Source organism: Serratia nevei (assembly GCF_037948395.1).
GTDB classification, from domain to species: Bacteria; Pseudomonadota; Gammaproteobacteria; order Enterobacterales; family Enterobacteriaceae; genus Serratia; species Serratia nevei.
Genome location: NZ_CP149940.1, coordinates 1342185 through 1368717 on the forward strand (window position 1 = coordinate 1342185; position 26533 = coordinate 1368717).

Genomic DNA, 26533 nt, shown 5'->3' on the forward strand with positions numbered 1-26533 from the left:
TTCTCCTCAATCCAGCCGGCGCTGGGTTTTCCAGGCCGTCAGGCCGATGAACACCACGGCGGAAGCGATCAGGAACAGCAGATTGATCAGCAGCACGGTGCCGACGTTGCCCGCCAGGAACAGCGTTTGCAGCGTGCTGACGAAGTAGCGCGCCGGAATGATATAGGTCACCGCACGCACGATGGCCGGCATGCTGTCGATCTGGAAGATGAAGCCGGACAGCATGATCGAAGGCAGGAAGGCGGCGTTCAGCGCCACCATCGCCGCATTGAACTGATTGCGGGTGAGGGTGGAGATCAGCAGACCCATGCCGAGGGTGCTGGCGAGAAACAGGCTGCTGATCAGCAGCAGGATCGGCAGGGAGCCGCGATAGGGCACGCCGAGCACCCATACCGCCACCGCCATGCACAGCGCCATCGCGGCCATGCCGAGGAAGTAATAAGGGATCAGCTTGGAGAGCAACAGCTCGCTGCGCGTCACCTGGGTGGACAGCAGGGCCTCCATGGTGCCGCGCTCCCATTCGCGGGCGATCACCAGCGAGGTGAGAATGGCGCCGATCACCGTCATGATGATGGTGATGGCGCCGGGAATGATGTAGTGCCGGCTGATGGCCGCCGGGTTGAACCAGTAGCGCATCTGTACGTCAATCAGCGGTTTGTCGCTGTTCCCCCGATCGATGGCGCGCTGCTGCTGCCAAATTTGCCATACGCCCTGGGCATAGCCCTGCACGAAGTTGGCGGTGTTCGGCTCGCTGCCGTCGGTGATGATCTGGATAGGGGCGCTGTCGTGCGGGCGCGCCATGCGCTGGTCGAAATCCACCGGGATCACCACCAGGCCGCGGATCGTGCCGGCCTGCATCTGCTGGATCAGCTGTTGGCGGTTGTCGCTGATGGTCGGTTCGATATAGGGCGAGCCGGCGAACGCCTGGGCCAGATCGCGCGCGTCTTCGCTCTGCTGCTCCATCAGAATGCCCAGATGCAGCTTGCTGGAGTCCAGGTTGATGCCGTAGCCGAAGATAAACAGCAACATCAGCGGGATGACGAAGGCGATCAGGCCGCTGCTGGGATCGCGCAGTATCTGCCGCGTTTCCTTCAGGCACAGCGCGCGCAGCCGGCGCCAGGAGAAGCCGCCGTCGTCGATTGGGGTGCGGTTATCGCTCACCGTGATTCCTCCTCATCGTAACCCTGCACCAGCTCGATAAATGCCTGCTCCATCGAGGGGTTGGGATTGTCGTCGCGCGCCACCTGCTGTTTGAGATCGTCCGGCGTGCCGGCGGCGATGATTTTGCCGCGGTACACCAGGCCGATGCGGTCGCAGTACTCCGCTTCGTCCATAAAGTGGGTGGTCACCATCACCGTGACGCCCTTGTCGACCATGCCGTTGATGTGCAACCAGAACTCGCGCCGCGTCAGTGGATCGACGCCGGAAGTCGGTTCGTCGAGGAACAGGATATCCGGTTCGTGCATCAGCGCGCAGGCCAGCGCCAGGCGCTGTTTGAAGCCGAGCGGCAGCGCGTCCGGCGTCTGATTGAGGATCGGCGCGAAGTTGAAGGCGCGCGACATCTCGTCGATTTTGTCGCGCTGCGCCTTGCCGCTCAGGCCGTAGACGCCGGAGAAGAACTTCAGGTTCTGCGCCACCGTCAGGTTGCCGTACAGCGAGAATTTTTGCGCCATGTAGCCGAGGCGCTGGCGCGCCTGGCCGGAGCTGGTCTTGAGATCCATCCCCAGCACCAGCGCCTTACCGCTGGAGGGGATCAGCAGGCCGCACATCATTTTAAAGGTGGTGGACTTGCCGGCGCCGTTCGGCCCGAGCAGGCCGAAAATTTCGCCGCGCCGCACCTGGAAATCAACGTGATCGGTAGCGGCGAAGTCGCCGAATTTTTTGGTCAGCTGCACCGCTTCGATCACCGTTTCACCGCTTTCGCCGTTGACGGTCGGCATGATCTCCGCCAGCGCCGAGCGGTGGTTGGGGCCGCCGCCGAGCAGATCGATAAACGCATCCTCGAAGCGCGGATCCGCTTCGTCCAGTTCGGCCTCCGGCAGATCCAGCGCCTGCAACAGCTGCCGGTGATCTTCGCCTTCCTTCAGAATCAGGCGCAGATACTTGCCCTGGATCACCCCATCGGTGACCGCCGGCAGGCAGATCGCCCGCTGCAGCAGCGATCGATGGCTGCCGGGGGGCGCGGCGATCAACACCGTGCGCCCGGCCATACGGCGGGTCAGCTCCTGCGGCGCGCCGCTGAATAGCAGCTCGCCCTCGTTGAGCAGCAGCACTTCGCGGCACTGTTCGGCCTCATCGAGATAAGAGGTGCTCCACAGGATCAACATGCCGTCGTTGGCCAGTTCGTGCACCATGCGCCACAGCTCGCGGCGCGAGATCGGGTCGACGCCGACGCCCGGCTCATCCAGCAACAGCACCTGAGGTTCGCCCACCAGCGTGCAGGCCAGGCCGAGTTTCTGCTTCATACCGCCGGACAGCTTGCCCGCCAGGCGCTCGGTGAAGCGGGTCAGATCGGTGAATTTCAACAGCCGCTCGAAGGTCTGGCGGCGAAGATCGCCGGTGACGCCGCGCAGATCGGCGTACAGCGTCAGGTTCTCCATCACCGTCAGATCCTCATACAGCCCGAACTTCTGCGGCATGTAGCCGAGGATCGCGTGCAGTTGACGATCCTGCGCGATCGGATCCAGCCCGGCGACCCGCAGTTTGCCGCTGCTGGGCTGCAGCAGCCCGGCCAGCATGCGCAGCAGGGTGGTTTTGCCGGCGCCATCCGGGCCGACCAGCCCGATCACCGCGCCGCTGCGCAGGGTGGTGGTCAGGCTGGCGACCGCCGGTTTCTCAAGCGACGGGAAGCGCTTCTCCAGCCCTTCCAGCTCAATGGTGTGCGCCTGTTCCATGGCCGGCCTCAGGGTTTGGCGAAGCGCAGGGTGACCGGCATGCCCTGGCGCAGCGCGTCGTCGGCGTCGGTGACGATCACCCGCAGGCGGTACACCAGATCGGTGCGCAGATCCGGCGTTTCAACGCTTTTCGGCGTGAATTCCGCGGTCGGCGAGACGAAACCGATCTTGCCGTGGTAAGGCTTGTCGGGGCGGCCGTCGGTGTAGATCTCCAGTTCGGTGCCGGGGACCGCCTGGTTCAGGCTGGTTTCGTTGACGTAGGCGCGCACCCACACCGGCCGGGTCAGCGACAGGGTGAAGACCGTGCCGCCGGCGCCGAGCATGGTGCCCGGCTCCACCGCGCGGGTCAGCACCGTACCGGCGGAAGGGGAGACCAGCGTGGCGTCTTGCAGGTTCAACTGCGCCTGTGCCAGCGCCGCCTCGCTCTGCGCCACGTCGGCCTTGGCCTGTTCGATTTCTTGCGGGCGGTTGCCGCTGAGGTATTGCGACAGCTTGTCTTTCGCCGCCTGCAGGTTGGCCTGCGCCTGATTGCGGGCGGTGCGCGCATCCTCCAGCGCGTCGGCGGAGGTGGCGTTTTTCGCCCACAGCCCCTGCTGGCGTTTCAGGAAGCTGTCGGCGTAGGCGAAGGCGGACTGGCGCTGCGCCATTTCCGACCGTACCTGGGCGATCTCTTCGCTGCGGTAGCCGGCCTGCAGCAGCGACAGCTTGGCGCGCGCGCTGCCGACGTTGGCTTCGGCTTGCTGCAGCGCGTTGCGGTAGGGCGCGTCGTCCAGTTTGCCGAGCAGCTGGCCCGGCTGAACGGCATCGCCTTCATCCACCGTCAGCGACGCCAGGCGGCCATCGACGCGAAAGCCGAGGTTCACCGTGCGGATGTCGACGTTGCCGTACAGCGTCAGCGGCTTATCCTGCTGTTGTTGGTAATGCCATACCCCGTAAGCGGCGGCCGCGATCAGCAGAATTAACAACACGATCAAGGCACTGCGTTTTTTGTTCATAACACTCCCTGCCTGAATTTACGCGCCGTGACGTTGGCGCAGCCCGGTAACCAGAATCTCAATATGTTCGCTCAGCACGGCGCCGATCTGCGCCGCTTCGTCCTCGCCAATGGCTTGCCAGCCGGCCTGGCGGCGGATGGTTTCGCGCGCCACGCGAAACGACAGCACCTCGCCGATCAGCGCGTGGGTATGCAGCACGAGGCGGGTCGCCTGGTCGTCGATGCCGGTCGCGGCTGCCAGCAGGCGGCATAGCCGCGCGTGCATCGGCGCGATCACCTGGCTGTGGATCAGCGGGTAGGCCTCGGTCGGGGCGAGCTGTTCGCGCGACATGATTTTGCTCAGGTTCAGCGTGTGCGGCTGGGTCATCAGTTCGCTGAAGGCCAGCAGGCCACGCTGCAGCAAACGCAGCGCCGCGTCGGGTGAGCGCTGCGCGGCGGACTGTTGCCAGAAGCGATCGACCTCCTCGGCCAGCGGGGCGAACGCCTGCTGGATGAAATCGGCGAGCGACTGCGCCACGGCCAGGTACAGCCCCTCTTTGGAGTTGAAGTAATAGGTGATGGCGGCGATATTCTGGCCGGCGCGTTGGGCGATGTCGCGGGTGGTGGCGCCCTGCAGGCCGCATTCGCCGAACAGTTCGGTCGCCGCGGCGAGCAGCTGCCGGCGCGTTTGCTCGCCGCGCGCTCGGCCGGCGGCCTGATGAGGGACGGAAGCTGGCATGGGGCACGCTCAAAGTTAATCAATCATATGATTAACTTTATGCCAGATTGTTTAAAACGCAACCGCTAATCACAATGAGTTATGTGATCGGCTTCAGACAATGCTGAATTTACGGCAGATTGTGCTCTGGGTGCGTAAAAGTGCTTTTTATTGCGCGACTTCTGTTACAATCGCCGCCTGGTGCACTGCAGTTTGTGCCAATCCCTCGTGGTCATGCTTAATGCCCCGTCTGATCATCCTCCCAGGAAACTGCACCGAACACCGTTAGGTTAGGGGGGATCTGGAGTTTTTCTCTTTATGTCATTTGAAACCCTCGGCTTAAGTGCTGAAATTGTGCGCGCTGTTGAAGAACAGGGCTATCGCGAACCGACGCCAATTCAGCGTCAGGCTATCCCTGTCGTGCTGGAAGGTCGTGACCTGATGGCCAGCGCCCAGACCGGCACCGGTAAAACCGCCGGTTTTACCCTGCCGCTGTTGCAGCTGCTGAGCAAGCATGACCATCCGGTCAAGGGCCGTCGCCCGGTGCGCGCGCTGATCCTGACGCCAACCCGTGAGCTGGCGGCGCAGATCGGCGAAAACGTCGATGCCTACAGCAAACACCTGCGCCTGCGTTCGCTGGTGGTGTTTGGCGGCGTGAGCATCAACCCGCAGATGATGAAGCTGCGCGGCGGCGTCGATATCCTGGTGGCAACGCCGGGCCGTCTGCTGGATCTGGAACATCAGAACGCGGTTGACCTGTCCAAAATCGAAATTCTGGTGCTGGACGAAGCGGACCGCATGCTGGACATGGGCTTTATCCACGACATCCGCCGCGTGCTGGCCAAGCTGCCGACCAAGCGTCAGAACCTGCTGTTCTCCGCGACCTTCTCCGACGACATCAAGGCGCTGGCCAACAAGCTGCTGCACAACCCGGCTTCGGTAGAAGTGGCGCGCCGCAACACCGCGTCTGAGCAGATCGAGCAGAGCGTGCACTTCGTCGACAAGAAGCGTAAGCGGGAACTGCTGTCGCAGATGATCGGCGAAGGCGATTGGAAGCAGGTGCTGGTGTTTACCCGCACCAAGCACGGCGCCAACCACCTGGCGGAGCAGCTGAACAAAGACGGTATCACCGCAGCGGCGATCCACGGCAACAAGAGCCAGGGCGCCCGTACCCGTGCGCTGGCCGACTTCAAAGACGGCCGCATCCGCGTGCTGGTGGCGACCGACATCGCGGCGCGCGGCCTGGATATCGACCAGCTGCCGCACGTGGTGAACTATGAGCTGCCTAACGTGCCGGAAGACTACGTGCACCGCATCGGCCGTACCGGCCGCGCGGAGCGCACCGGCGAAGCTATCTCGCTGGTGTGCGTGGATGAGCACAAGCTGCTGCGCGACATCGAGCGGCTGCTGAAGCGTGAAATTCCACGCATCGCGCTGCCGGGTTACGATCCGGATCCGACCATCAAGGCCGAGCCGATCATCAACGGCCGCCAGGGTGGCGGACGCGGCGCCCCGCGCGGCAACGGCGGTGGCCAGCGTTCCGGTAACGGCGGCGGTCAGCGCAGCGGCAACGCGAACGGCGGCCAGCGTGAAAACCGCGGCAACGGCAACGGTAACGCCCGCCCGCAGGGTGATGGCCAGCGCCGTTCCGGCGCACCGGCTTCGCGTCGCCCACGCAACCGCAAACCGGCTGAATAAGCCTGATTGCTCAAAGAGTAAGCCGCCGATACGGGCGGCTTTTTTTTTGCCTGGCGGAACGGCATTTTCGTACTAGGCTGGACGGTGGCTAACCCTACATTCCAGGAGACGGAGATGAAATTGAAGTGCGCAATTCTCGATGATTACCAGCAGGTGGCGCTCAAGATGGCGGACTGGTCGGCGCTGGCCGATCGGGTGGAGGTGTCCGCCATCAGCGCGCACTTTACCGATGAGACGGAGCTGGCGGTGCATCTGCAGGAGTGCGACATTCTGGTCATCATGCGCGAGCGCACGCCGATGACCGCCTCGCTGTTGGCGCGGCTGCCGAAGCTGAAGCTGCTGATCACCTCCGGCATGCGCAACGCTTCTATCGATTTGGCTGCCGCCGCCGAGCGCGGCGTAGTGGTATGCGGCACCAGCAGTGGGTCGGCGGCGCCGATGGAGCTGACCTGGGCGCTGCTGCTCGGGTTGGCGAAGCATATCGTGCCGGAAAGCGTCGGGCTGAAAAACAACGGCCCATGGCAGCGGGATCTCGGCGTTACCCTGCAGGGGAAAACGCTGGGGCTGCTGGGGCTGGGCAAGATCGGCGGCCAGATGGCCAAGGTGGCGCAGGCGTTCGGCATGCGGGTGCTGGCCTGGAGCCAGAACCTGACGGCGGAACGGGCGGCGCAGGAGGGGACCCTGTTGGCGCCGTCCAAACGGGCGCTGTTCGAGCAGAGCGATTTTGTCTCTATCCACCTGGTGCTGAGCGATCGCAGCCGCGGGCTGGTGGGGCGCGACGAATTGACGGCGATGAAGCCCACTGCTTATCTGATCAACACCTCGCGTGCGGCGATCGTCGATCGGGCGGCATTGGTGGACGTGCTGCAACAGCGGAAGATCGCCGGCGCCGGGCTGGACGTGTTCGAGACGGAGCCGCTGCCGGCCGACGATGCGTTTCGTCAGCTGCCCAACGTGCTGGCGACGCCGCACGTGGGCTACGTGGCGGACGACAACTACCGCGCCTATTTCACCGAGGCGGTCGAGGACATTGCGGCGTTCCTCGCCGGCCAACCGATCCGCCGGCTGGGCTGACGGCGCTTTTAATGCCCGCAGAGGCTTGTCTGGCGCGGGCATTCACCCGTATCATTGCGGGTCTTTTTTTAGCTGGGATTGGTCATGCGCGTATTATTGGCTCCGATGGAGGGCGTTCTCGATTCTTTGGTGCGTGAGTTGCTCACCGACGTGAACGACTACGATCTGTGCATCACCGAATTTTTGCGCGTGGTCGATCAGCTGCTGCCGGCCAAATCGTTCTACCGGCTGTGCCCGGAACTGCGCTACGCCAGCCGCACGCCGTCGGGCACGCTGGTGCGCGTACAGCTGCTGGGGCAGTACCCGCAGTGGCTGGCGGAGAACGCCGCGCGCGCGGTGGAATTGGGTTCTTACGGCGTCGATCTCAACTGCGGCTGCCCGTCCAAGCTGGTGAACGGCAGCGGCGGCGGGGCGACGCTGCTCAAAGATCCGGAGTTGATCTACCAGGGCGCCAAAGCGATGCGCGCGGCGGTGCCGGCCCATCTGCCGGTCACGGTGAAGGTGCGCCTGGGCTGGGACTCCTCCAGCCGCAGTTTTGAAATCGCCGATGCGGTGCAACAGGCGGGCGCCAGCGAGCTGACGGTGCATGGCCGCACCAAAGAGGACGGTTACAAGGCGGATCGCATCAACTGGGCGGCGATCGGCGAGATCCGTCAGCGGCTGAGCATCCCGGTGATCGCCAACGGCGAGATCTGGGATTACCAGAGCGCGCAGGATTGCCTGCAGGCGACCGGCTGCGACGCCATCATGCTGGGGCGCGGCGCGCTCAACGTGCCAAACCTGAGCCGGGTGGTGAAGTACAACGAACCGCGCATGCCCTGGCCGCAGGTGGTTGAGCTGCTGCAAAAATACGTCCATCTGGAAAAGCAGGGCGACACCGGCCTGTATCACGTGGCGCGCATCAAACAGTGGCTGGGCTATTTGCGCAAAGAATATGACGAAGCCACCGAACTGTTCAGCGAAATACGCGCGCTGACGACATCGGGGGATATTGCGCGCGTCATCTGCCGTAGCTAAAAATAAACCCGCACGCGGCGGGTTTATTTAAATCGGTATTATCAGGCGGCTTTGTCGAGACGGTTCAATTCTATCTCGATATCCTGAATGGTTTTTTCCAGCCCTTCCAGGCAGGCACCCTGTTTATTCAACAGGTCGTTAATGGCTTCGGCGAATGCCTTATTTTTGCATTCCCCCTGATCGAAGGCCAGCCAGTGTGCGGAGAGCGTTTCGGTGTTCGACTGCGCATAGTGGCGCATTTCCTTCAGCTGGGAAGCGACGTTGCGTAAATTATCCAGCTGCGCCTGTGCGTTTGCATTGTTGCTCATGAATTTCTCCTTGAGTTGGCCGTTAAATAATTTCGACTGCGGGATTAAGCTTACCCCATCTAAATAAAAATATCATCCTTGGTGGCCCAGGTGGTTATTTTTTAATGAATACAGATATATTTATTTCTCGGCTGAACAAGGACTTGGAAGGAATTGTAAAAATAGATAAATACGGTTTTTTGGGCGGTTATTTACGGTCATTCCATGCGGAATGACCGTTATTCTAACGCTTAAGAGTGATGCTTATTATGCCGCGTCCGCCAGCATAAACATGCCGTAGGGGTGAATTTCCAGATAATACTGTTCGCCGACGTTGGGCTGCAGGCGGGTGGCGTTGACCTGCAGCAAAATCTGCTGCCCATGCCACGCCACCGTGACTTCATACTGCGGCCCCATGTAGGCGACATGCTGGATCACGCAGCGCTGGCTTTCCTCGCCGTGCTCGCTCAGCGTGATCGCTTCCGGCCGCACGCCCACCGTACCGGCGCCTTCGGTGGCAAAGTGCGCGGGGCGCGGCAGGCGATAGCCGCTGATATCGACATAGTCCGCGCTGAAGCCGGCCGGGAACAGGTTGGCGTCCCCCATAAAGCTCGCCATAAAGCGCGACGCCGGCTGCCGATAGAGATCCTGCGGCGAGCCTATCTGCATGATATGCCCCTTGTTCATCACCAGCACGGTGTCTGAGACCGCGAAAGCCTCGCTCTGATCGTGAGTGACGTACAGCGACGTGATATCAAACTGCTTTTGCAGCTCGCGGATCTTTTCGCGCATGCTGCGGCGCAGGTTGGCGTCGAGGTTGCTCAACGGTTCGTCGAACAACAGCACTTTCGGCTTGAGGATCAGCGCGCGCGCCAGCGCCACGCGCTGCTGTTGGCCGCCGGAGATCTGATCGACATAGCGATCGTCGAACCCCGCCAGATCCACCATCGCCAGCGCTTCCTGCACGCGCGCTTTCACTTCGGCGCGCGGAATGCCGAGCATCTTCAGCCCATAGCCGACGTTTTCTCCCAGCGACATGTGCGGGAACAGGGCATAAGACTGAAACACCATGCAGATGTCACGCTGTTGGATGGAACGATGGGTAACGTCTTCGCCATCAATGAATATTTGCCCGTCGCTCGGTTTCTCCAGCCCGGCGACCAGGCGCAAAATGGTGGTCTTGCCGCAGCCGGAAGGGCCGAGCAGCGTCACCATCTGCCCCCGAGGGATGGTGAGCGTGATGTTATCGATCACCGTGTTGCTGCCGAACCGTTTGGAGACGTTGCGCAGTTCAACGAAATTTTTCTGGCTCATCATGGGCTCCATTACGCCTGGTTTTTGGCTTTTGAACGGGAGATGCGTGCCTCGCCGATCAGCCAGTCAAAGAGGAAAATAATCGCCAGCATCACCACGATCAGAATTGAACCGTAGGCGATCGCCACGCCGTATTCGCCGTCTTCCACGCGGTTGAGGATGTAGGCGGTGGCCACGCGGGTATCGGGCGTCACCAGGAAAACGATGGCGCTGACGGTGGTGATGGCGCGCACGAAGCTGTAGATCAGCGCCGACAGGATCGCCGGGCGCAGCAGCGGCAGCAGAATGTGCGTAATGGTGCGCAGCGAGCCGGCGCGCAGGCTGAGCGAGGCTTCGTCCAGCGATTTGTCTATCTGGCCCAGCCCGGCGATCCCGGCGCGAATGCCCACCGGCACGTTGCGCATCACCATCGAGATAATCACGATGGCGGCCGTCCCGGTGAGGTACACCGGCGCGCTGTTGAAGGCGAGAATGTAAGAGACGCCCGCCACGGTGCCCGGCACCGCAAAGCACAGCATGGTGGTGAACTCGATGGTCTTTTTGCCCCTGAACTGCTGGCGCACCACGATCCAGGCGATCAGCAGGCCGAAGGCGGCGGTGATCGGCGCAGCGATCCCGGCGTACAGCAGCGTGTCGAGCAGCGAAGGCCACGCGCCGTCGCTCATGCCCTGGCCGAACAGCTTGATGAAGTTATCCAGCGTCAGCGTGTAATCCACCCCCCAGTTGACGGTGAAGCTGCCGTAGAAAATGCTGCCGTAGAGCAGGGCGTTAAAGGCTATCCACACCGCCAGCAACGCGATCACGCCCCACACCAGCGTGACCGGCAGCGGCTGTACGTCGCCGCGATAGGATTTGCCGGACACGGTGACGTAGGAACGCTTGCCGATCCACAGGTACTGGATGCAGAACACCAGCAGCGAGAACAGCAGCAGGAAGGCGCCGAGGGTGCTGGCGGCCTGATAGTCGAGCTGCGAGCCGGTGATGTAGAAATAGATTTGCGTTGCCAGCACGTCGAAGTTGCCGCCGAGCACCAGCGGGTTGCTGAAGTCGGCCAGCGATTGCACCACCACGATCAGAAACGCGTTGGCCAGCGCCGGTTTCAGCAGCGGCACGAACACGCCGTTAAAGGTTTGCCAACGGCTGGCGCGCAGGGTGTAGGAGGCTTCTTCCAGCGAAGGATGAATGGTCTTGATCGCGCCGTCGAGGATCATGAACGCCATCGGCGTGAACGCCAGCACCTGCGCCAGCCAGATGCCGGTAAAGCCGTACAGCCAGTTGGTGTTGGTCAGGCCGAACCAGGCCACCATCCACTCGGTGACGTAGCCGGAGCGCCCCATCATCAGCGTGACGCCCAGGCCGACGACGAACGGCGGCGTGACGATGGGCAGGATGGAGAAGATGCGGCCGATAATGGCGCTGCGCTTGGCGATGCGGGTGGTGTAAATCGCCAGCACCAGGCCGAAGAAGGTGCAGCCGGCGCCGACCGCGATCGACAGGGCGATGGAGTTGAGGATCACCTGAACGATATGCGCCTGCGACAGCACGTTCATAAACGCCAGCGGCGCGAATGCCCCCGCCTGGTCGGTGAACATCGGAATGAAAATCGCGATGCTCGGCCAGACGATGAAGACGCCGATCAGCGCCACGATGGTGACCAGCGCACCGATAACGAAACGGTCGCCGCCCAGCCATTCGAGGCGGGTCAGCGCCAGCGTCATGATGGCGCCCAGCGCGGTCAATTGCACCAGAGTGGCGTAGCCTAGACCGCGCCCCGCCACCGTGGCGCTGACGACGATAAAGGCCATGCACAGCAGCGCCCAGCCGGCATCGAACGCGTGGCGCCGCCGCCGTTCACCGCCCGCCGGGGCGTAAGGGCGAAGCAGCAGCAGGCTCGGCAACAGGCACCATAGCCAACTGACATTGCGGTGTGACCAGCCGTAGGCCGCGAGGATTTCATCGCCGGTGGACTCCAGCAGGCCGTAATCCAGGCTCCAGCTCGGCAGCAGGGCGAACGCCAGCCAGCCAAGCAAGACCCAAAGGAATATCGCATCTCGTTTTTTCACGAGATGGAGTGCATGTGTATGTGACATAAGTTTCCCGGATGTTCAGGCCGGGTAAGGCGTGAGGCTTACCCGGCAACAGGCGCAGAATGTGGGCTTATTTACCCATCTTGACTTCGCTGACCCATTTATTGATCAGTGCCTTGCGGACCTCGGTCGAGCCGTACTTGTCCATGTCGTAGTTGATCAGCTTCAGGTCGTCGAGCTTCAGCGAGTTCGGCGAGGTAGCGGCGGTGGTGTTGGTCAGGATCTGATAGGACTTGCCTTTCTGCCATGCCAATTCCTGCGCCTCTTTCGACAGCACCCAATCCACAAACAGCTTGGCGTTGTCGAGGTTACGTGCGCCTTTGAGGATGCTGACGCCGCCGATTTCGTAGCCGGTGCCTTCACAAGGCGAGATCAGCTCAAGCGGCGCGCCCTGTTCTTTTTCGAGTGAGTAGTCATGCAGGAAACCGATGCCGATCGCCGTTTCACCGCGGGCGGCGTTGCGCGCCGGGGCAATGCCGGACTTGGTGTACTGCGAGACGTTGGCGTTCAGCTGCTTGAGGTAATCGAAGGCCTGATCGTCTCCCCACAGCTGGGCAAAGGTCGCCAGCGCGGTATAGGCGGTGCCGGAGCTCTGCGGATCGGCGATTTGAATCTCGCCTTTGTATTCCGGTTTGGTCAGGTCTTTCCAGCACTTGGGCACCGGCAGGTTTTTCTCTTTCAGGCGCTGGGTATTGACGCCGAAGCCGAGAATGCCGACGTAGACCGCCGAGGAGTAGTTGCCTTTCAGCTTCGCCGGGTCGCGGAATTGTTGCATCACCTGTTCGAGGTTCGGCGATTTGTAGGGCTGCAGCAGCCCCATTTCACCGGCCTGGGATTGCGGATCGAGCGTGCCGCCGTACCAGACGTCCGCCTGCGGGTTTTTCTTCTCGGCGTCCACTTTCGCCAGCGTGCTGCCGGAGCCGTTGCGGATGAACGAGGTTTTCACGTCATATTTCTCGCCGAAGGCTTTGGTCTCCGCTTCGCACATTTCATTGGTGGCGCTGCAGTAAACCACCAGGCGGCCCTTGGCGTGCGCGGCGCCGCTCAGCGTGGCCAGCGCGATGCCGGAAGCTATCAGAGTCGTGACCCACATTTTTTTCATTGTTTTATCCTTCTCTCGGTAGAGGTGGCGACGCTCGCCATCAGCAGCGGCATCAGCAATAAACCCATAAGAACGGCGGCGATCGACAGCAAACTGAACATGCCTGACCAGCCGTAGCCTTCGATGACCTGCGACAGCGGCCAGCCCGCCAGCGCTGCCCCCAGGTAGGCGAACAGGCCGAGAAAACCGGTGATGGAGCCCGCTGCGCCTTTGTGCCCGCATTCCACGGCGGCGAGGCCAATCAGCATCTGCGGGCCGAAGACAAAAAAGCCCACCGTAAAGAAACAGCCCGCCAGCAGCGCGTAGTGATGCACCGGCGCCAGCCACAGCGCGGCGACGGAAACCATCAGCCCGAGCGTGAACAGCAAAATCATCGGCGCGCGCTGCCCGCCGAACAGCACATCCGAACCCCAGCCGGCGAACAGCGCGCCGAGCAGGCCGCCTATCTCGAACAGCATCACCGTGGCGTTGGCGCTGAGCAGGTTGACGCCGTGGCTTTCGGTCAGCCAGAGATTGCCCCAGTCGTTCAACGCGATGCGGATCAGGTAGACCAGCACGTAAGAGACGCCGAGCAGCCAGATCATCGGGTTCTTCAGCATCGTGGTGCGCAACATCTGCCACAGCCCCATCGGCGGGCTTTGCTGTTCCTGGCGCAGCTCCAGCGGATCGTGGCGCCACTGGCCGACCGACGGCAGGCCTTCTTCCTGCGGCGTGCCTGTCAGCTGCTGCGTGAGCCAGAGGCCCAACACCATGCTGACGGTGCCCGGGATCAGCATCGCCGCCTGCCAGCCCCAGCGCTGGGCAGCGAAGGCGCTGATCAGCGGCACGATCGCGCCGCCGAGGTTGATCGACATGTTCCAGCAGCCCCACCAGAAGCCGCGCTCGTTGCGCGAATACCAGTGGGTCAGCAGCCGCGCGCAGGGCGGCCAGCCCCAGCCCTGAAAGAAGCCGTTCAGCGCCCAGACCGCCAGCAGCAGCGTCAGCGATTCGCCGAAGGCAAACGCCACGTTCAGCAAGCCGGTGGCGAGCAGGCCGATCCCCATAAACCTGCGCTGCCCGTGGCCGTCGTGCCACAGCCCGGCGGCGAATTTCGACAGGCCGTAGCTCAGGTAAAACAGCGAGCCGAGCAGGCCGATGTCCCCTTTATCCAGGCCCAAATCCGTTTGCAACGCCGGCAGCACGTAATTCACGCTTTTGCGCGTCAGGTAAAAGGCGGCGTACCCGATGACCATGTACAGCAGCAGTCGCGGGCGCAGCGCGCGGTAACGATGATCGATTTCAGATGCCGAGCGTGCCTGCATAGCCGCCTCCCTGGTGGTGACTATAAGAAGGTGAAAGGGAAAGGGGATGAGATAAAGTCCGGAGTGGCTAAGACTTTTTCCTAGTTAGCCGGCGGTTTGTTGCAAATTTGTGGGCAGGTTAACAATTACCCGCGTGCCGCACTGCGTTTCCAGCGTCAGCTCGCCGCCCAGCGCGCTGACCCGCTCGCGCATCCCCTGAATGCCGAGGCCGGGCACCTTGTCCGCACGGATGCCGATGCCGTTGTCCCGTACCTCGAGGTGCAAAAGCGGCCCCTGTTGATACAAAACGATGGCGACTTCGCTGGCCTCGGCGTGTTTGCACACGTTGTTGAGCAGCTCTTGCAGCAGGCGGTAGAGGGTGAAGCGCACCGTTTCGCCGGCGGGCGTGTCGCTCAGCCGGTAATCGAAACGGCAGTGGATGCCCCGTTCGGCAAAGGCGAATTCGCTTAGCAGGTGGTGAAGCGCCTCTTTGAACGCCAGCTCGTCCAGCGCGGGCGGCCGAAGCTGGCGCAGCAGCTGGCGCGTGGAGTGATGAATGCGCCGGGCGAGCTCGCCTATCTGGTGCGCGGCGGCCTGGGTTTGCGCCGGATCGTGCGCCCGTTTGACCAGCTGCGACTGGATTTGAATCGCGGTGATGTTCTGGCCGATTTCATCGTGCAGCTCGCGCGCCAGGTTTTTCCGCGTGTCTTCTTCGGTGTGGATCAGTTTTTCGGTCAGCGCCCGCCGCGCCGCCAGCTCTTCTTCCAGGCGACGCTGATAGTGGTGCAGGTTTTGCGCCAGGTGCTGCTGGCGGCTGATGGCGATGCCCAGGCCGATGCCGAGCAGCGCCTGCGTCGCCAGAAAGATTTCCAGCTCGACCAAGTTGCCGAACCCCACGCCGACCTGCCGGGCGAGGGTGATCATCATGCTGCCGAGCAGGCCGGACAGCACACCGCCCTGCCAGCCGAACTTCCACGCCATCACCACGTTCGGCAGAAACACCACGATCAGCAGCAGGCGCTCGATTTCCGGCGACAGCACCATCTGCGTACCGATGCCGATAACGAAAAACAGGCTGCACCAGATGATTAAGGACGCGCGCAGCGGCGGGTTGGGGGTGTCCAGCCCCAGCAGGTGGTAACGGTGCTGCTGGCGCAGAAATTCAAAGATCAGATAGACGAACGGGGTCAGCAAGACGCCGCCGGTAAACGACGCCAGGCCAAGCAGCATCGCCGGGCTTGGCACAAACGGCGAAAGCAGGGCGGTGTTGAGCAGCGAGGCGGCGGTCACCGCAGCCAGCAGCAGCGTCAGCCGCTGCCAGTAGAGCGGAAAACGGTGCCAAAGTCGTTGCGCGACCGCAGCCGGAAACAGGGTGATAAACGGCGCGGCCAGCAGGCCGTAGCCGCTCAGCAGGCGTTCGCCGTGCAGCCAAAACAGCAGCAGGATCGGCGGCACGATCAAGGCGGGCCAATAGCGACGCGCCAGCAGGATCAGTAGCGCGAGATAGACGCCGTGCGGCAGAAACAGCGCCGCCTGGTTGCCGTTGCGGGTCAGATAGAAACCGAGCGTCCACAGCATCAGCCAGCCGCTGCCCCAGGCCAACAGGATAAACAGCGAGATAACCCAGGGCCGGAAGCGGGGCGACATCAATGCCCCGCCAGCAGCTGATGGTCGAGAGCGAAATGCACCAGCTCGATGGTGCTGTTGCACTGCAGCTTGCCCAAGACGTTGGCGCGATGCACGTGCACCGTTTTATGGCTGAGATCGAGCTTGAAAGCGATCTCCTTTACGCTGTCGCCTTTGACCAGCAGATCGAAGATTTCACGCTCGCGCGGGGTCAGCACTTCCAGCGCGGTGGCCGGCCGCTCGCCGCCGCGCAGCGCCCGTAGCGCGTCGGCACACAGGTAATGGCCGCCCATATCGACGGAACGCACCGCCTGCACCAGCTCTTCCGGCCCGCAGCGTTTGGTCAGATAGCCGCTGGCGCCGGCGTCCAGCGCGCTCTGCACGAAGGTGGGGGAGTCATAGATGCTGAGGATGATCGCGCGGAACTGCGGCTTCTGCACCCGCAGGCGTTTCAACAGGCTCAGGCCGTTTTCATCCGGCATGGCGATGTCCATCACCGCGACGCTGACGTCGTCGCGCAGCAATGCCGGCCAGGCCGCCGCCGCGCTGCTGTATTGCCCCACCACGTCGAGATCGTCCTCGAGGTTGAGCAACTGCGCAAAGCCGGAGCGCACCACCACATGGTCATCCACCAGTATCACACGGATCATTTTTCGCACTCTGTTGCCGAATCATGGCCCTATGATGCCTGCCGCCGCGGTGCTGGCAATCAGCCAAGCGCGGTTATGCAATCGGTGTAACAGAATCGTAATAAAAGGGCGCCGCTGTGCGTAATGCTGGTCACTTAAGCCTGACTGGCATTTTTTATCCAGTCTCTGTACGTGGCGTGCAGGATGAATTGCCGTAAATGCCCAGAATTTCTCTGTTACTACAATGAACGGCAATTGGAGGGGCCGAAGGCGCGGCCCCTCCACCCGCGCTCTTGCTTAACACCGTCTGTCCGCTGTGCGGAAATTACTCGGCCCATCCTGGGCCTCGCCCCTTCGGGGCCGCTGCAAGCAGCGTTCAAATCTGCTTCCGGCAGATTTGTCCTCGCCGCGTCTGCATTGTCGGGCGGGTCGGCTGCGACAAACGTCCCTGTTAGTCTCGCCTCAACCGGCCTTCCCTGGCCGGTTGCCCCTGACAACGCTGTCTTGCTCGGCAGCCAGTGATGCGCGCCAAAGGTCAACACCCGAGCTGGCGGCTACCGGGCAACCCGTCCTTTATGAGGTTATGGCAGAGAAGAGAAGTCGGAGATGAGCACAGTGTAAGGCGCCCTTGAAGACGCCGAACGCAGGCATAGCGCATTAGGAGAAACCGCCATGGACGGCGGTTTCAGGTGAGACAGGCAGGGACGCCTGTCGCAACCGGCCTCAATGCGGTATGGCGGAGGGAGGGGAGTTGGCAAAGCCAACCGTCTGATAGGGAAAAGGCGCGGGTTGCCAGGGGCCGCGCCTTCGGCCCCTGGCTCGGTCGAGGCGTATGAGCCTCATGGCGCATCTCACCTTTATCGACCGAAAACTGCACAAATACGTTCAGAAAAACGCTAACTGACCAGCATTACGCCGCCGGCGCCCTCAACGATCCAAATCGATGGCGAAATGCTGCCACAGCGCGGCGCGACGTTCCTCTTCCGAATGCAACGTCGTTTCGTGGCGCTGGTGATCTTCGGTCACGATCAGCTTCATGTCGCTGAGGGTCACCCGGCCGTGGTCCGTCGGCCGTGAACACACCAGGCGCTGGGTGAAATGCGACTGCGGCGAGGTGCTGTGGAAGCGGCACATCTCGTCGAACTCATGCAGCTCGCGCGGCTGAACGGTAAAGCGATACAGGGTTTTGGCATGCGAACGTTGGTCGCCGTTGCGGCGCTCCAGCAGGTAATACTCGCCTTCCCGTTCCAGGTGGAAGGTGCCGCTGGCCTGCGGTTGCGGCTCGGCGACGACGATCTTCAGCGGCGTCAGGAAGGAATCGCCGAAACCGACGTCTACCAGCCATGCTTGATCTTCCAGATCCACCCGCAGCGCCAGGTGGTCGTAGGGCGGGCCGAAATGGCCGTCGCGCGCGCGGATCTCGCCGGAGATGAAGCTCACCTTGAAACCGATCTCGCGCAGCAGCAGAGCAAACAGCGTGTTCAGCTCATAACAGAAACCGCCGCGGTTGCGCTCGACCACCTTGCTGAACAGCGCCTCCGGCGTCAGCCGGATGCCCTGATGATAAATAATGCTCAGATTCTCGAACGGGACGCTCAGCATGTGGCGATGGTGCAGCTGTTGCAACGTGGGGAGGTCAGGGCGGGCGGCGCCGGTAAAGCCGATATGCTGCAGGTAGCGTTGGGTATCCACAGGGTGTCTCGCATGAGAAAAAGTAGGCATAAAATAGCGGGCTTTGCAGCTTTTGTGAGCGCATTACGTGCTGCGCTGTCGCTGCTGCCGCAAACTGTCACCGGTCGGCGCTAGCCTGTTCCCCTGAGTTCAACGTTGCAGGAGAACGGCTATGCAAGATTTCAAACATCGGGTGGCGCTGGTGACCGGCGCTTCCACCGGCATCGGCGAAGCGATCGCCGCCGAGCTGTTTCGGCGCGGCGCCACGGTGGTAATGACCGGCCGCCACGCTGCGCCTCTCGCCGCAGCCGCCGCGCGGCTGGATCCCGAGGGTCGACGGGTGATGACGTTGCGGATGGACGTGCGCGATGCGCTGTCGGTGCAGCAGGGCATTGAAGAGACGGTGCGGCGCTGCGGCGCGCTGCATCTGCTGGTCAACAACGCCGGGATCACCGGCCCGCACGAGGTGGACATCGATCGATACGCGGTCGAAGACTGGCATGAGGTGATCGCCACCTGCCTGAGCGGCACGTTTTTCGGCATGAAGTACGGCCTGCCGGCGATCGTCGCTGGCGGCGGCGGGGCGGTAGTGAACCTCTCTTCCGCCAACGGCGTGGTGGGCATTGCCGGGATTGCGCCTTATACCGCCGCCAAGCATGGCGTGCTGGGGCTGACGCGTTCGGCGGCGCTGGAGTTCGCCACGCGCGGCGTGCGCATCAACGTCGTCGGGCCGGGCTATGTGGATACGCCGGCGATGGGGGCGCTGCCGGCGTCAGCGCGGGCGCAGATGGCCGCTTCGCACCCGATGGGGAGAATGGCGACGCGGGAAGAGGTGGCGAAAATGGTGGCTTTCCTGCTCTCGGACGACAGCAGTTTCACCACCGGCGCGTTTTACAGCATCGACGGCGGTTATACCGCGCGTTAATGGAAAACAGGCCCCTTGCGGGGCCTGTGCGGTTACCAGGATTTATGTGGGTTGCGTGAGACGATGTCGATCTTTTGACACAGCAGTTGGGTCAGATCCACCGAGGTGGGCTGAGCGGCGCTGCCGACAAAGTTTTTCAGCACGATGGCGATACGGGCGTAATTGACGTAGCCCTCAGGCAGCGGCAAATACTCGGCGACGTCGAGTGCGGTAATGCGATCCGAGGTCATCGTTGCCGAAGTGGTCGGCGTTACCGTACCGGTGCGGCCCCACTGGCAGGCTTTTTCCAGCACGGTGGTGACGCCGGCATCGCCGTTCAGGACATACTTGCCTTGGTAGGTGCCGATGATGACATCAAGGCTGTTCTGACCTTTCAGGTTGGCCAGCGTGGCGCGCCACAGCACCAGATCGTTTTTCGCGATCGGGAAGTAGATCTCGACGCGTTTGTCCGCCGTCGTTGCCGTTTTGGTAGTGGCGGTCAGCACGCCGTTTTGCAGCGTTACCGCCAGATCGGCGGTCGCCGTTTGTGAGAGACGTGCGCCGCCGAAGGCGTAGACGTTATTCAACGCCAGCGCGCCGCTTTCTTTCCAGCTCGGCTCCGGCAGATGGTTGACGCCATCACCCAGATAGAGCAGGCGCCACATGTTGACGTAGCCGGGTGCGACGATCTTTTTCATCTCGATGTGGTTGTTGGACCAGCCTTTTTTAATGTCGGCGTTCACCAGATCGAAACCGTCGATATAACATTTTCCGCTCAGATCGCTGGACTTATCGAAGAAGAAATACTCGACGTATTGATAGGGCACGCTGCTGCCGGCATCGGTGTTGTTGGTCATCACGCTGTGCCATTGGCTGTCTTTGATTTTTACCGTACCGCCGTTGTTGCTGGTAAAGACCGGCCGGTAGTTGCGGCAGTTGGCGTTGCCCCATTCGAAGTGGCAATTTTTAAAGTCCAGCGTGCCGCCTTTAAGGTCGAACAAACCATAGTCGGTATTGGCCAACTGTTCGGTTTCATTGCTAAAGCCGCTGTAGTCGAACGAACAATCGCGGAAGGCCAGGGCATGCACCCCCTGATAATAGTTTCTGCTGTCGCCGAACAGGCATTTGTAGAAGACGATTTTTTCGCCGGCGTTGGCGGTGGTTTCAGACCAGATCGGCCAGAAACAGCCGCGCACCATGATGCTGTGCCAGCTCTGGATATAGGCGTTATTGCCGAAGACGATGCCTTTGTACAGGTTGGTTAGCCAGACGTTTTGCACCAGCAGCTGACAGGCCGGCAAGCCGTGCATGTTAGAGGCATCGCTGTAGACGCACAGGCCGCGCAGGTTGGCCGCCGCGCCAGGGGCCCCCACGATGCGCAGGTTGTAAATCGCCGGCGCTCCCAGCGAATATTGCACGCGTACGCACTCGATGTTGGTGGCGCCGCTGAAGTCCAGAATGGTGCCCTTAAAATCGACGGAATTTTTCCATAGCTTCAGGTTGGCGGTGGTTTTACAAGGGCGAATGCCGCCGGGGCCCACCAGGGTAATCCCCGCCGGGGTAGTTGGGATAGGCAACTGCCACCACTCTTCGCCTTTGACCTGCAAGAAGTTGCACGCGCGGGTAATGGTCAGCGAGTAATCCAGCTCATCGCCCGGCAGGTGCCACCAATCGATGCTGTAATCGCCATCATTGATGATGCGCTTCCAGCGGCGGTTTTGCGCATCGACGAGCAGGGTAACGCCGTTGTCCTGGCTGGCGGTATCCGCATCGTCTCGGGTAAATACGCCGTGGTGGTAGCGGTTTTCGAGCATCACCGCGGTTTCGCTACCGGCATAGCTGCGCAGGTTGGCGTAATCATTTAATGAAATCATGGAATAGCCCTCGTTTTGGACAATAAGAGGCCGATGCAATATGGCGATTGCAGGGGCGGTGGCATAGGGAAGTGGCATTGTGGCCGAAGGGCGAATCGGTTCGCGATCCCGGTCGGCAGAGATAAATTAACAGGCTGAGGTGAGAGGTTTAAGCGTTCAGGGTTGTGCCTGACGCCAGCAAACATCGCCGCCGGGGTTCAGGTTTGGTCTGTAGATGTGAGGGTTTGCAACCAGGCCAGAAACGCCGCTGCGCCGGGTTTTTCCAGCGTGCGCGGTGGGTAAACCACGTAGTAGGGTTTGCTGAGCGGCAGCGCCGGTTCGGCCAGGGTGACCAGCTGGCCTTCCGCCAGTTCACGGGCGATCAGCCGCCGCTGGCCGAGCAGCACCCCCCGCCCTTGCACGGCGGCGTCGATAGCCAGCGAAGTCAGGTTATAGGTCAGTCCGCGCCGCGCTGGCGGCATTCGATCGGCGGCGGTGAACCACTCGTGCCAGCCCGGCAGAAACTGGCTCTCCTTGCCCCAGTCGACGTGGATCAGCGGTAGCTGCGTCCAGTCGCCGCGATCGCGCAGCGCCGGGCTGCACACCGGCTGCACCCGATCCTGAAACAGCCGCACCTTTTCCAGCAGCGGATAGTCCTGATCGCCGAAGCACAGGGCGAAGTCCGCCGCCGAATGGGCGAAATCGACCGCCGCATGGGTCGCGTGCAGCCGCAGATCGCCGTCGGGGCACTGCGCCAGCCAGTCGCCCAGCGCCGGGTTCAGCCACTTGGAGGCCAACGCCGGCAGGGCGAATACCGTCAGCGCCTGTTTGCCGCGCTGGCGCTCGACGTGCTGCTGCGCCACGCGCAGCGTTTCGAACGCCTCCTGCACGTAGGCCAGGTAGTCCGCGCCCTGTTCGGTCAGCGTGACGCCGCTTTTGGCGCGGATGAACAGCGTGATCCCCAGATGTTGCTCCAGCTGGCGGATCTGCTGGCTGACGGCGGCGGCGGTCAGCGCCAGCGTATCCGCCGCGCGGGCCAGGCTGCCGGTGCGGGCGGCGGTTTCGAACGCCAGAATGGCGCTCAGCTTGGGCAAGCGCGCGCGGGACGGTGAGTGCATGGGCAGGGCTATCGCTAAGAATTGGTTAGCTTATCCATAACGTATTTTTGTTATGGCGGCAATGCGCCATTCGCTACAGTGAGAGGCATCCGGCTATCGCACACGAGGGGAACGTCATGCCGCAACTTGCCGATATTATCGATCTGTCCGCCCATCCCATCGACGACGCCGAGTTCCGCGCCCGTTGCCGGCAAACGCTGGAACGCAGCGGTGCGTTAGTACTGCCGGGATTTTTGCGCGCCGCCGCGCTGGCGACGGTGCGGCTGGAAGGCGCCGAACAGCACCACGCGGCGTTTTACGCCACCAGCAAACACAACGTGTATCTGCGGCCGCAGGACGACGCGCTGCCGGCCGATCACGCGCGCAACCGGCTGGTGGTGTCGTCCAAGGGCTGCATTACCGACGAAGATATTCCGCCGCAGTCGCCGCTGCGTGCGCTGTACGACGCTCCGGCGTTTCGCGCGTTCCTCTGTGCGGTGCTGGATGAGGCGCAGCTGTATCCCTACGCCGATCGGCTGTCGTCGATCAACCTGCATTACGCCCACACCGGCCAGGAGCTGGGCTGGCACTTCGACAACTCGTCGTTCGCCATCACGCTGCTGATCCAGAAACCGGCGGCGGGCGGGCGTTTCGAGTACGTGGAGAACCTGCGCGATGCCGATCGCGGCGAGATGAACTATGCCGGGGTCACGCAGGTGCTGGACGGGGAGCGGGCGGCCAAACGGCTGGCGATGGAGGAGGGGGATTTGGTGCTGTTTCGCGGGCGCAACGCCATGCACCGGGTGACGCCGACCGAAGGCGACATCACGCGCATGCTGGTGGTGCTAGCCTACAATGCGCAGCCGGACGTGATGCTGTCGGAAAGCGCCAGAATGACGTTCTACGGCCGATTATAGCGGATAAAAAAAACCGCCCCGGAGGGCGGTTTGTCGAATCAGTGCGGGTTTTGTTCTTCGTGAGCCTGCTGTTCCAGCTTCACTTCCTGCGCGCGCTTGCGCAGGCCGAACCAGCCCAGCGTCAGCAGCACCGCTAGCACCGGAATGGTGGCGATGGTCCAGGTGCCGTTCGGGTAGTCGAACGCCATCATCACCACCACGATCAGCAGGAACGCCAGCGTCAGCCAGGAGGTGAACGGCGCGCCCGGCATTCTGAACGAGACCGGCTGCGCGCGGCCTTCGCGCACGGCTTTGCGCAGACGCATCTGGCAAACGATGATAAATGCCCAGGAGGCGATGATGCCCAGCGAAGCGATGTTCAACACGATCTCGAACACCTGCGACGGCACCAGATAGTTGAGCACCACGCCGATCACGTAGATGCCGCAGGTGACCAGGATGCCGGCGTAAGGCACCTGCTGGCTGCTCATTTTGGCCATCAGCTTCGGCGCGGAGCCGCCCATCGCCAGCGAGCGCAGGATGCGGCCGGTAGAGTAGAGGCCGGAGTTGAGGCTGGACAGCGCGGCGGTCAACACCACGATGTTCATGATGGTGCCGATATAAGGCACACCCAGCTTGCTGAAGAAGGTGACGAACGGGCTTTGGCCGGCCTGATAGGCGTTCCACGGCAGCAGCAGCACCAACAGCACCACGGAGCCGACGTAGAACAGACCGATACGCCAGATCACGCTGTTGATCGCTTTGGGCATCATTTTGGCCGGATCTTTACACTCGCCGGCGGCGGTGCCGATAAGCTCAATGCCGGCGAAGGCGAAGATCACCCCTTGCACCAGCACCAGTGCCGGCAGCAGGCCGTGCGGGAACATGCCGCCGTTTTCGGTGATCAGGTGCATGCCGGTGGTGTGGCCGGCGACCGGGGTGCCGGTGCCGAGGAATACCACGCCGACAATCAGGAACAGCGCGATGGCGGCGACCTTGATCAGCGCGAACCAGAATTCCATTTCGGCGAACCATTTCACGCCGATCATGTTCATGGTGGCGACGATGCCGAGCGCGCCGAGGGCGAACAGCCATTGCGGCACGTCGGCGAAGGTGCCCCAGTAGTGCATGTACAGCGCTACCGCGGTGATGTCGACGATGCCGGTCATCGCCCAGTTGAGGAAATACATCCAGCCGGCGACGTAAGAGGCTTTCTCACCGAGAAATTCGCGGGCGTAAGAAACGAAGCTGCCGCTGGAAGGGCGATGCAGCACCAGTTCGCCCAGCGCGCGCAGGATGAAGAAAGAGAAGATCCCGCACACCAGATAGACCAGCGCCAGCGCCGGCCCGGCCAGTTCGAGACGGCCGCCGGTACCGAGGAACAAGCCGGTGCCGATCGAACCGCCAATGGCGATCATTTGGATCTGCCGGTTACCCATGCTTTTGTGATAACCGGATTCATGGGAGTCTAGCCAGCGTCGTCTGGCGGCGTGTTTATCGTCCGCCGACTTTTTTTGTGAGTGCATTATCCGTCCTGTTTACCTGTCTATGATGAACTCCGCCCTGAGCTGCAGGGCAAACGATTGCCATCAGCAATCGTAATGAGAATGAGGTCGTAGCATCATTCCGCTGTTTATTGTGTATACAGCTGCCGTTAAATAACGGCGTGGCATGCTACCGTTTCCCGATAAATGTGGCAAAAAAACCTGTGCGCAAAGCGTGAGCAATTGTGTGTATTTTTTAAACTGAAAACAAAAGCGCATATTATTCAGTAAGATGAGTCTCATTATCAACACGGAAATATCGAACGATAAAAGTGATTGAAATCACAGAATAATAATTACCGTGCAAACTAAAGGGATTTGAAGGTTATTTCGCGTGGGGGCAAAGGCGGGCGGAAAATAAAGCGGTGGCGCCTGCGCGGCGATGGGCGTGCGCAGGCGAATGGGGCGAGGGGGTTTTTTAGGCGGATTCACCGGCCGGCAGAGCCGAAGCCGGCAGGCCGAACAGCTTGTCGAACGCCCAGTTAAACAGGAAGGTGTAGCAAGGAATGATGACGATCAGCGCCATGTCCAGCAGCAGCGCCTGCCACAGCGTGATGCCCATCCACCAGGCGATCAGCGGGATCAGATACACCACCAGCGTCAGCTGAAAGCCCACTGCGTGCAAAATGCGGCGCTTGAGGGTACGGGTGCGCGACGCCTGGCGGCTTTCCCACCACTCGAACAGGTAGTTGTAAATGAAGTTCCAGCTGACCGCGAGGGTGGTGATCACCACCGCCAGCGGCCCGGTGCTGCTCGGCGCGTGGCCCGACAGCAGCGCCAGCCCCAGCGCCGAGATCGTCATGCCGATAAGTTCATAAGCGGTGACATACACCAGTTTGCGTTTGACGCCTTGCATTGTTTTCTCCCGATCTGTTTTTAGTTGCCTCTGTGGCGACGGCGGCTAAGATAGCGTCAATCACATTGATAGAAAAAGTCAGGAGCTGTCAGTTTTACTGACAGGTTAAACGATGAACTTTTCCAGCGACAATATCGAACTGTTTCTGGCGGTGCTCGATCGCGGTTCGTTTTCCGCCGCCGCCCGCGCGCTGCGGCGCGTACCCTCCGCCGTCAGCATGGGCATCGCCAACATGGAGGCGGAGCTCGGTTTCGTACTGTTCGATCGCTCGCACCGCGAACCGACGCCGACTGCGCTGGCGTTGGCCCTGGCGCCGCACGCCCGCCTGATCGCCGGGCAGCTCAAGCAGCTGCAGGTGCACGCCATCGAACTTTCCCAAGGGCTGGAAAGCACGCTTTCGATCGGCGTGGCGTCGGACATCAACGGCGCCGGCCTGCTGGCGGCGGTGAAAACGCTGTCGCAACGTTATCCGCTGCTGAACATCGAAGTGCTCAGCGCGCCGCAGGACGACGTGCTGCATATGCTGCATCAGGGGCGCATTGGCGTCTGCCTCGCGTTCGGCGGGCTCAACATCAACAGCGCGGAGCAGTTCCACTCCGTCGGCGCGGAGTCGCTGGTGGCGATGGTATCGCCGCAGCATCCGGCGCTGGAGGGCGCGGCGGGCGAGCTGTTTCTCGAGGATCTGATCAACGTGCGGCAGATCATGGTGGCCAGCCGCGATCTGCCGATCGGCGATCTGCGCCCGCAGGTGGCGGAGGCCTACTGGCGCACCGACAGCCTGCCGATGGCGCTGAACATGGTGGAAGCGGGCCTGGGGTGGGGCAATTTCCCGCTGTCGCTGGCCGAGCCGCTGCTGGCGCAGGGGCGGCTGGTGCGGCTGAAATTCAAAAATACCAAGAACGAGCTGCGCTTGCCGATGCATCTGATCTGGCTGAAGAGCCGCCCGCTGGACAAGGCGGCGCGCGAGCTGGTCGAGCTGATGCGCGCGGCGCCGCAGGAGAGCTGACGCCAGG

General features: G+C 62.0%; 22 protein-coding genes. 6 read left to right on the plus strand and 16 right to left on the minus strand.

Translation table 11 applies throughout. The annotated features are described in order from the left end of the window. Positions 1 to 6: 6 nt before the first annotated feature. From V8N38_RS06340 to cecR, 4 genes are read right to left on the minus strand one after another with little or no spacing between them, the layout of a single operon-like run. The gene (locus tag V8N38_RS06340; RefSeq protein WP_070914083.1) at positions 7 to 1161 is read right to left on the minus strand and encodes an ABC transporter permease; all 1155 of its coding nucleotides are present in this window, start codon (positions 1159 to 1161) and stop codon (positions 7 to 9) included. Continuing rightward, positions 1158 to 2894 carry an ATP-binding cassette domain-containing protein gene (locus V8N38_RS06345; protein ID WP_147839612.1) on the minus strand — a complete coding sequence of 579 codons (1737 nt, stop codon included), beginning with the start codon at positions 2892 to 2894 and terminating at the stop codon, positions 1158 to 1160. Before V8N38_RS06345 ends, V8N38_RS06340 begins: the two co-directional genes overlap by 4 nt. Before the next feature lie 8 nt (positions 2895 to 2902). Continuing rightward, entirely contained in the window at positions 2903 to 3889 is a 987-nt protein-coding gene (gene hlyD / locus V8N38_RS06350) for a secretion protein HlyD (protein WP_049201139.1), read from the minus strand. Between the two features lie 18 nt (positions 3890 to 3907). Beyond that, positions 3908 to 4606: a transcriptional regulator CecR gene (cecR, locus tag V8N38_RS06355; RefSeq protein WP_060418310.1), complete on the minus strand. Its 699-nt coding sequence runs from the start codon at positions 4604 to 4606 to the stop codon at positions 3908 to 3910. 297 nt (positions 4607 to 4903) lie between these two features. Here cecR and rhlE point away from each other — a divergent pair, with 297 nt between their 5' ends. The 3 genes from rhlE to dusC all read left to right on the plus strand — a co-directional run bounded on the left by rhlE (position 4904) and on the right by dusC (position 8374). Further along, entirely contained in the window at positions 4904 to 6283 is a 1380-nt protein-coding gene (gene rhlE, locus V8N38_RS06360) for an ATP-dependent RNA helicase RhlE (protein WP_147839611.1), read from the plus strand. Positions 6284 to 6397: 114 nt separating this feature from the next. Further along, the gene (locus V8N38_RS06365; RefSeq protein ID WP_147839610.1) at positions 6398 to 7357 is read left to right on the plus strand and encodes a D-2-hydroxyacid dehydrogenase family protein; all 960 of its coding nucleotides are present in this window, start codon (positions 6398 to 6400) and stop codon (positions 7355 to 7357) included. A gap of 84 nt (positions 7358 to 7441) precedes the next feature. After that, the gene (dusC, locus tag V8N38_RS06370) at positions 7442 to 8374 is read left to right on the plus strand and encodes a tRNA dihydrouridine(16) synthase DusC (protein WP_060440482.1); all 933 of its coding nucleotides are present in this window, start codon (positions 7442 to 7444) and stop codon (positions 8372 to 8374) included. A 41-nt stretch (positions 8375 to 8415) separates the two neighbouring features. Here the strand turns inward: dusC and V8N38_RS06375 are convergent, their stop codons facing one another. The 8 genes from V8N38_RS06375 to V8N38_RS06410 form a co-directional block, all read right to left on the minus strand. Next, on the minus strand, positions 8416 to 8682 hold the full coding sequence (locus tag V8N38_RS06375; protein WP_049201133.1) for a hypothetical protein: 267 nt from the start codon (positions 8680 to 8682) through the stop codon (positions 8416 to 8418). Between the two features lie 246 nt (positions 8683 to 8928). Further along, on the minus strand, positions 8929 to 9975 hold the full coding sequence (gene fbpC / locus V8N38_RS06380) for a ferric ABC transporter ATP-binding protein (protein ID WP_060438023.1): 1047 nt from the start codon (positions 9973 to 9975) through the stop codon (positions 8929 to 8931). Positions 9976 to 9986: 11 nt separating this feature from the next. Further along, complete coding sequence (locus V8N38_RS06385; RefSeq protein WP_087762115.1) at positions 9987 to 12065, minus strand: ABC transporter permease; 2079 nt, start codon at positions 12063 to 12065, stop codon at positions 9987 to 9989. A gap of 67 nt (positions 12066 to 12132) precedes the next feature. Beyond that, complete coding sequence (locus V8N38_RS06390; protein ID WP_060420945.1) at positions 12133 to 13164, minus strand: ABC transporter substrate-binding protein; 1032 nt, start codon at positions 13162 to 13164, stop codon at positions 12133 to 12135. Continuing rightward, on the minus strand, positions 13161 to 14465 hold the full coding sequence (gene uhpC, locus V8N38_RS06395) for an MFS transporter family glucose-6-phosphate receptor UhpC (protein WP_147839609.1): 1305 nt from the start codon (positions 14463 to 14465) through the stop codon (positions 13161 to 13163). The genes V8N38_RS06390 and uhpC overlap by 4 nt, the downstream gene beginning before the upstream one ends. 84 nt (positions 14466 to 14549) lie before the next feature. After that, complete coding sequence (locus V8N38_RS06400) at positions 14550 to 16091, minus strand: MASE1 domain-containing protein (RefSeq protein WP_060440479.1); 1542 nt, start codon at positions 16089 to 16091, stop codon at positions 14550 to 14552. Then, on the minus strand, positions 16091 to 16720 hold the full coding sequence (locus V8N38_RS06405; protein ID WP_087762118.1) for a response regulator transcription factor: 630 nt from the start codon (positions 16718 to 16720) through the stop codon (positions 16091 to 16093). Before V8N38_RS06405 ends, V8N38_RS06400 begins: the two co-directional genes overlap by 1 nt. A 906-nt stretch (positions 16721 to 17626) precedes the next feature. Further along, a complete protein-coding gene (locus V8N38_RS06410; RefSeq protein ID WP_049201122.1) occupies positions 17627 to 18391 on the minus strand; it encodes an arylamine N-acetyltransferase family protein in 765 nt (254 codons plus the stop codon). Between the two features lie 151 nt (positions 18392 to 18542). Between V8N38_RS06410 and V8N38_RS06415 the strand changes: the two genes are divergently transcribed. Further along, positions 18543 to 19295: an SDR family NAD(P)-dependent oxidoreductase gene (locus V8N38_RS06415; protein WP_147839608.1), complete on the plus strand. Its 753-nt coding sequence runs from the start codon at positions 18543 to 18545 to the stop codon at positions 19293 to 19295. Positions 19296 to 19327: 32 nt separating this feature from the next. Here V8N38_RS06415 and V8N38_RS06420 read toward each other — a convergent pair whose 3' ends face one another. Both V8N38_RS06420 and V8N38_RS06425 read right to left on the minus strand, forming a co-directional pair. Further along, the gene (locus tag V8N38_RS06420; RefSeq protein WP_147839607.1) at positions 19328 to 21148 is read right to left on the minus strand and encodes a hypothetical protein; all 1821 of its coding nucleotides are present in this window, start codon (positions 21146 to 21148) and stop codon (positions 19328 to 19330) included. 197 nt (positions 21149 to 21345) lie between these two features. Next, on the minus strand, positions 21346 to 22245 hold the full coding sequence (locus V8N38_RS06425; protein ID WP_100396147.1) for a LysR substrate-binding domain-containing protein: 900 nt from the start codon (positions 22243 to 22245) through the stop codon (positions 21346 to 21348). 116 nt (positions 22246 to 22361) lie between these two features. Between V8N38_RS06425 and V8N38_RS06430 the strand changes: the two genes are divergently transcribed. Then, the gene (locus V8N38_RS06430; protein ID WP_060420961.1) at positions 22362 to 23141 is read left to right on the plus strand and encodes a 2OG-Fe(II) oxygenase; all 780 of its coding nucleotides are present in this window, start codon (positions 22362 to 22364) and stop codon (positions 23139 to 23141) included. Positions 23142 to 23179: 38 nt separating this feature from the next. On the opposite strand, the gene ansP is transcribed toward V8N38_RS06430, so the two are convergent. Continuing rightward, positions 23180 to 24646, minus strand: coding sequence for an L-asparagine permease (ansP, locus tag V8N38_RS06435; RefSeq protein ID WP_049201110.1), 1467 nt, complete (start codon positions 24644 to 24646; stop codon positions 23180 to 23182). 436 nt (positions 24647 to 25082) lie between these two features. After that, positions 25083 to 25520, minus strand: a complete 438-nt coding sequence (locus V8N38_RS06440) for a PACE efflux transporter (protein ID WP_047728368.1) — start codon at positions 25518 to 25520, stop codon at positions 25083 to 25085. A gap of 112 nt (positions 25521 to 25632) precedes the next feature. Here V8N38_RS06440 and V8N38_RS06445 point away from each other — a divergent pair, with 112 nt between their 5' ends. Continuing rightward, positions 25633 to 26526 carry a LysR family transcriptional regulator gene (locus V8N38_RS06445; protein WP_147839606.1) on the plus strand — a complete coding sequence of 298 codons (894 nt, stop codon included), beginning with the start codon at positions 25633 to 25635 and terminating at the stop codon, positions 26524 to 26526. Positions 26527 to 26533: the final 7 nt, after the last annotated feature.

Coding starts and splice junctions, on each gene's coding strand:
- V8N38_RS06390 (WP_060420945.1), bottom strand. CDS start 13,164: ATGAAAAAAATGTGGGTCACGACTCTGATAGCTTCCGGCATCGCGCTG.
- dusC (WP_060440482.1), top strand. CDS start 7,442: ATGCGCGTATTATTGGCTCCGATGGAGGGCGTTCTCGATTCTTTGGTG.
- V8N38_RS06415 (WP_147839608.1), top strand. CDS start 18,543: ATGCAAGATTTCAAACATCGGGTGGCGCTGGTGACCGGCGCTTCCACC.
- cecR (WP_060418310.1), bottom strand. CDS start 4,606: ATGCCAGCTTCCGTCCCTCATCAGGCCGCCGGCCGAGCGCGCGGCGAG.
- rhlE (WP_147839611.1), top strand. CDS start 4,904: ATGTCATTTGAAACCCTCGGCTTAAGTGCTGAAATTGTGCGCGCTGTT.
- V8N38_RS06430 (WP_060420961.1), top strand. CDS start 22,362: ATGCCGCAACTTGCCGATATTATCGATCTGTCCGCCCATCCCATCGAC.
- V8N38_RS06375 (WP_049201133.1), bottom strand. CDS start 8,682: ATGAGCAACAATGCAAACGCACAGGCGCAGCTGGATAATTTACGCAAC.
- V8N38_RS06385 (WP_087762115.1), bottom strand. CDS start 12,065: ATGTCACATACACATGCACTCCATCTCGTGAAAAAACGAGATGCGATA.
- uhpC (WP_147839609.1), bottom strand. CDS start 14,465: ATGCAGGCACGCTCGGCATCTGAAATCGATCATCGTTACCGCGCGCTG.
- V8N38_RS06440 (WP_047728368.1), bottom strand. CDS start 25,520: ATGCAAGGCGTCAAACGCAAACTGGTGTATGTCACCGCTTATGAACTT.
- V8N38_RS06365 (WP_147839610.1), top strand. CDS start 6,398: ATGAAATTGAAGTGCGCAATTCTCGATGATTACCAGCAGGTGGCGCTC.
- ansP (WP_049201110.1), bottom strand. CDS start 24,646: ATGCACTCACAAAAAAAGTCGGCGGACGATAAACACGCCGCCAGACGA.
- V8N38_RS06400 (WP_060440479.1), bottom strand. CDS start 16,091: ATGTCGCCCCGCTTCCGGCCCTGGGTTATCTCGCTGTTTATCCTGTTG.
- V8N38_RS06445 (WP_147839606.1), top strand. CDS start 25,633: ATGAACTTTTCCAGCGACAATATCGAACTGTTTCTGGCGGTGCTCGAT.
- hlyD (WP_049201139.1), bottom strand. CDS start 3,889: ATGAACAAAAAACGCAGTGCCTTGATCGTGTTGTTAATTCTGCTGATC.
- V8N38_RS06420 (WP_147839607.1), bottom strand. CDS start 21,148: ATGATTTCATTAAATGATTACGCCAACCTGCGCAGCTATGCCGGTAGC.
- V8N38_RS06405 (WP_087762118.1), bottom strand. CDS start 16,720: ATGATCCGTGTGATACTGGTGGATGACCATGTGGTGGTGCGCTCCGGC.
- V8N38_RS06345 (WP_147839612.1), bottom strand. CDS start 2,894: ATGGAACAGGCGCACACCATTGAGCTGGAAGGGCTGGAGAAGCGCTTC.
- fbpC (WP_060438023.1), bottom strand. CDS start 9,975: ATGAGCCAGAAAAATTTCGTTGAACTGCGCAACGTCTCCAAACGGTTC.
- V8N38_RS06425 (WP_100396147.1), bottom strand. CDS start 22,245: ATGCACTCACCGTCCCGCGCGCGCTTGCCCAAGCTGAGCGCCATTCTG.